Here is a 5093-nt window from a genome sequence, read left to right as displayed (position 1 = left end):
GCCCCCCCACGGCACCGATCCTTCACGTAGGCGCACCGGTCGGCGAACCGGCAGCCAACGGGAGGTTGCACCAGGTCGGGCGGGCGGCCGGGAATCGCGGTGAGTCGCGTATGGCTCGGCTCGCCGATCTTGGGGATCGACCGCAGGAGCGCCTCGGTGTAGGGCATCCGCATGTGCTCGAAGAGGGTGGCGGTGGGTGCCTGCTCCACCACCTGGCCGGCGTACATCACGATCACGTTGTCGGCGCGGCCGGCGACGACGCCGAGGTCGTGGGTGACGAGTACCAGTGCCATGAATCGCTCGCGCTGTTGGGCCTCGAGCACGTCGAGCACCTGGGCCTGCACGGTCACGTCGAGTGCAGTGGTGGGCTCGTCGGCGAAGAGAACCTGCGGCCCGGCGGCGAGCGCGACCGCGATGCACACCCGCTGGCGCAAGCCGCCGGAGAGTTGGTGCGGATAGTCGTCCATGCGCCGCTCCGGATCGGAGACGCGCACGGAAGTGAGCAGGGAGACCGCAAGTTCGTTGGCGAAATCACGAGTTACGTCGAGGTGGGTGTGGATCGACTCGGTGATCTGTTTCCCGATCTTCATCACTGGGTTCAGCGAAGTCATCGGGTCCTGGAAGACCATCGCCATGTGCGCGCCCCAGTACGCGCGCATCTGCTTCGGGCCGAGGCTCCCGATCTCGGTGCCCTCGAAGCGGATGGAGCCGTGGCGGACCACCCCCTTCTTCGGGAGCAGCCCCATGATCGATCGCGAGAGCACCGTCTTCCCCGACCCCGACTCGCCGACGATGCCGAGCGTCTTGCCCCGGTCGAGGACGAACGACACGCCGTCGACCGCGCGCACGAGGCCGCGGTCGGTGTCGAAGTGCGTGGCGACGTCTTCGACCACGAGCAACGGCGCCTCCGACTGCGCGGGGGGTGTCTCGGACGCCGTGCCGGGCACCGAATCGGTCGCCGAATCGGTCACAGGCCCCCCTCCCGCACGTCGAAGCGGGCCCGCACGACGTCGCCCAACATGTTGAGCGCGAGCACGGTGAAGAAGATCATGAGGGCGGGCTCGAACACGATGTGCGGCGCGCGCTCGATGAACTGGCGCCCGACCGCGATCATGTTGCCCCAAGTGGGAGTGTCGGCCTCGACGCTCGCGCCCAGGATGCTCAACGTGCCTTCGGCGACGATGGCCACCGCGACGCCGAGCAGCGCGATCGAGTACATCGCGGGGAGCACGTTCGGCAACACCTCGCGGAACAAAATGCGTCGGTGTTTCGCGCCTTGCGCCTTCGCCGCGAGCACGAACTCGCGCTCCGACCACGACAGCGTGCTTGCGCGCGTGATGCGCCCGAGCACCGGAATCGACACGATCCCCAGCGCGAGGATGAGCGCGACCTCGGGGTCGAGCCCGGCCTCACTGCCCGAGCCCGGTTGGGTGCGCAGGATCGTCACGAGCGCGAGCGCGAGGATCACCGCGGGAATGGCGAGGAACACGTCGAGCAGCAAGCTCACGACGGTGTCGGTCTTCCCGCGGAAATAGCCGCCCACGAGGCCGAGGGCGCCCCCCAGCACGAAGCCGAGCAACACTGCCAAGGTCGCGACCACCAGCGTGACGCGCCCGCCCCACAGCAGGCGCGACAGCATGTCGCGGCCGTTGAAGTCGCCGCCGAGAAGATGACCGGGGGCGGTTCCCGCCTTCGCGAACGGGCCGCGCCGCGTGATCTCGGTGATGCTGTTCTTCGGATCGTCGAGCCCGAGGTAGGGCGCGAGCAGCGCCCCGCCCACGACGAACACCATCCATCCGATCGACAGCCACGCCGCGAAGCCCAAACCCTTCCGGCGGCGGACCTGGGGACCCGTCTCGACGGCCGCGATCTCGATGGTGCCCGCGTCGACGGGCATGCCGCGCGTCGTTGCGTCGCCGACGAGCTCCTGCAACGCGTCGGGTCTTTCAGGCGTGGGCACGACGGATCCTCGGGTCGATCACCACGTAGAGGGAATCGATCACGAAGTTGAGCAACACGTAACCGATGGCGATGATCGCGATGTAGCTCTGGAGCTCCACGAACTGCCGCGCGTTGATCGCCTGGTAGATCAGCGTGCCCATTCCCGGAATCTGGAAGATCACTTCCACCGCGACGGCGCCGCCGATGAGCGTACCGAAGTTCAGGCCGGCGACCGTGAGCAAGGTGAGGCTCGAGGGTCGGAGCGCGTGGCGCCACAGGATGCGCCGGTCGGAGAGTCCCTTGGCGCGCGCCATCGTGATGTAGTTCTCCTGGAGTGTCGCGATCATGTCGCTGCGGAGCAACCGCATGTACACCGCGATCAAACCGGCGGCGAGGGCGATTGCGGGGAGCAGCAACGTGCCGAAGTGCTTGCCGATGTCGCCGCTCGGTTGGCCGAACAGCGGCTCGAGCCATCCCGGTTCGTAGCCGGTGACCGGGATCTGGCCGAGCCAGGGTATGTCGGGCTGCCATTTCACCCCGACAAAGTACGAGAGCGCGAGCGCGAGCACGAAGCTCGGCAGCGCGAGCAATGCGAACGCGCCGGCGTTGAGGCTGCGGTCGGTCTTGGTGTTGGCGCGGTACGCGGTGAGCACGCCGAGAGGGATCGCCACGAGCAACGCGAGGATCTGCGCGTAGAGCATGAGCTGGAGGGACACGGGGAGCGCAGCCTCGAGCTTCTTGCTCACCTCGGTGTTCGACTGGTAGTCCTTGCCGAGGTCACCCTGCACCAGGTTTCCGAGCCAGGTCGCGTACTGCGCGAAGAACGGCTTGTCGAGACCGTTGTCCTCCCGGAACTGCTGCTTTTGTTGCTTCGTGCCGAGTGGGAGTACGGCGTCGGAGATGTCGCCCGGGAAGAGCCGCAGCAGGCTGAACGCGAACAGCGTCGACAGCACGACCACCAGCACGAGCTGGAACAGCCGGCGCGCGATGTTCCGCATGTTCCGAGCCCCCCAATCACCGGATGCCGGAATGCCCCGGCACCTGAGGGTCTACTGCGTCTTGTAGATGCCGAGCAACGGGTGCCGGCCGTAGATGAACTCCGGCTTGCCCCCGCCGTCGGGGAGCGGCGGGCCGGCCAGGCCCTGCACGTTCTTCTGGGCGGCGACGGTCCAGTCCGCGTAGTAGGCCCAGATGTTGTAGACCTTCTTGGCGAACAGCTTGTCGACCTGCTGGTAGATCGCCTTCCGCTTGGCGGGGTCGGTTTCACTACGCCCCTGGTCGATCAGCGCCTGCAGCTCGGGGTCGGCGATCTTGCCGAAGTTCACGAGCGACCCCGTGTTCCACCACACGTACTGCCCGTCGGGGTCGTTCCCCGGGTGCTGGCGCCAGAGCATGATGCTGAAGTTCCCCGAGATCGCGGCGACGACAAAGGCCGTCTGGTCGTCCTGCTTCAAGGTCGCGTCGATCCCCGCTTTCGCGAGCTGTTCCTTGATGAGCTGCGCCTCGGCGCTGTTGGCGGGGTCGTTGGTGTGCTCGAGCACCACGCTGAACTCGCCGGCGTGCGCAGCCTTGTACTTGCTGGCCAGTGCCTTCGCCTTCTTCAGGTTGTACTTCGGAAAGCCCGGGTCTTTCACGTACCCCGGCACCTTGAAGTCGAACGGCCCGTTGGAGATGTCGTACACGCCGTTGTTCCGGATCTGGTTGATCTGGTTGCGGTCGATCGCCAGGGCGACGGCCATTCGGGCATCGATGTCGTCGAGCGGCGCCTTCGCCACGTTCATGAGGTAGTAGCGGGTCTCGCGGCGGCCCGGCTTCTCCTTCATGAGGTTGAGTTGGCCCGCCATCTGGTTGAGCGCGTCGACCTGCTGGCCGTCGGACGTGTGCATCACATCGAGCTGCTTGCCGACGAGCGAGTTCACGCGCTGGCTCGCCTCGGCGATGGGCTTGAACGTGATCTTGTCGAGGTACGGGAGCTGCTTGCCCTTCGAGTCCTTCTGCCAATAGTCGGCGTTCTTGGTGACGACGAGCTCCTGGTTGACCGTCCAGTGGTCGAGCTTGAACGGGCCCGTCCCGATCAGGTTGCTGTTGCACGTGTCGGGGTTGGCGAGCTGGGCCGGAGCCACGATGCCGGAGCGACCGTCGAGGTAGAGGTAGCTCGCGAACGCCAACCAGGGTCGAGACACGGTGATGGTGAGCGTGAGCGGGTCGTTTACCGTGACGTCGGTGATGTCCTTGTAGATCGAGCTGTAGAGCGCACCCTTGCGCCACGCCTCGATGTTCTGCTTCACCGCGTCCGCGTCGAGCGGCGTGCCGTCGTGGAACTTGATGCCGTCACGCAGCTTGATGGTCCACTGTGTGTAGTCGGCGTTGGGCCCGACCGACTTGGCCAGGTAGGGCACCATCTCGTTCTTGGCGTTCGGCACGACGAGCAGGTCGTAGATCGCGGCCTCCACCATGATCCCGGAGGCGGCGAGGCGCTCGGAAGTGGGGCACCACCCACCGCCGGTCTCGGACTCGAGGCCATAGGTGATCGAGCCACCCTCCTTCGGCGCGGCGGCGGCGCTGCTCACGAGGAGCGTGGTGCCGAGCGCGACGACGACGGTGACCGCGAGGGCGCGGAACCCTGCGCGTCGCGGGACTCTTGCGGCTCGAACGTGCATCGTGTTCGCCCCCCTGGGCTCCTCCACGCGTGTCCTACCGGCACGCGGGTTACTGGGCGGTAAGCGTACCCAGCATCAGCCGGTCTGTACCGTCAGGGCCCATATCGCCAAGGCCCATATTGTCGGCGTGTGGACGGACGTCTCCGCATCACACCCAGCTGTGCGATCGCCCTCGACGAGCTCGTGTGGCGCACGAGCCGATCGGGCGGCCCCGGTGGTCAGCACGCCAATACCTCCGACACTCGCGTGGAGGTCTCCTTCGCGGTGGCCGGTTCCCCGTCGCTCGGGCCTCGGCAGCGGGCCCGGCTCCTCGAACGACTCGGACCGGTGGTGCGGGCGACCGCGTCCGACACCCGCTCACAGGCCCGGAATCGCGAGCTGGCGCTCGAGCGGCTCCGGGCGCGTCTCGCCGAGGGGCTGCGCGTCGAGCGTCCGCGCCGTCCCCCCCGCCCGCCGCGGGCCGCGCGCGCTCGGCGACGCGACGCCAAGCGC

At 67.3% G+C, this 5093-nt stretch carries 5 protein-coding genes; 1 reads left to right on the top strand and 4 read right to left on the bottom strand.

From position 1 onward, the window contains the following. From WD271_02370 to WD271_02355, 4 genes are all read right to left on the bottom strand, one after another. A partial coding sequence (locus WD271_02370; GenBank protein MEX1006670.1) for an ABC transporter ATP-binding protein occupies positions 1 to 971 on the bottom strand: 971 nt, incomplete at its 3' end. Continuing rightward, positions 968 to 1960: an ABC transporter permease gene (locus WD271_02365; GenBank protein MEX1006669.1), complete on the bottom strand. Its 993-nt coding sequence runs from the start codon at positions 1958 to 1960 to the stop codon at positions 968 to 970. The genes WD271_02365 and WD271_02370, both read right to left, overlap by 4 nt. Then, positions 1947 to 2939 (bottom strand): ABC transporter permease, encoded by a 993-nt coding sequence (locus WD271_02360; protein ID MEX1006668.1) that lies wholly within the window; start codon positions 2937 to 2939, stop codon positions 1947 to 1949. The genes WD271_02365 and WD271_02360 overlap by 14 nt, the downstream gene beginning before the upstream one ends. Before the next feature lie 51 nt (positions 2940 to 2990). Then, positions 2991 to 4628 (bottom strand): ABC transporter substrate-binding protein, encoded by a 1638-nt coding sequence (locus WD271_02355; GenBank protein MEX1006667.1) that lies wholly within the window; start codon positions 4626 to 4628, stop codon positions 2991 to 2993. Positions 4629 to 4730: 102 nt separating this feature from the next. Here WD271_02355 and WD271_02350 point away from each other — a divergent pair. Then, on the top strand, positions 4731 to 5093 hold a 363-nt coding region (locus tag WD271_02350), incomplete at its 3' end, for a peptide chain release factor-like protein (protein MEX1006666.1).

It is taken from the genome of Acidimicrobiia bacterium (genome assembly GCA_040880805.1).
Taxonomy (GTDB): domain Bacteria; phylum Actinomycetota; class Acidimicrobiia; order IMCC26256; family DASPTH01; genus DASPTH01.
The sequence above is the reverse complement of the archived record's forward strand: the minus strand, read 5'-3'. Positions and strand labels throughout refer to the sequence as shown.

Bases quoted from the DNA above. Each gene is read 5' to 3' on its own strand.
- WD271_02360 (MEX1006668.1), bottom strand. From the start codon at position 2,939: ATGCGGAACATCGCGCGCCGGCTGTTCCAGCTCGTGCTGGTGGTCGTG.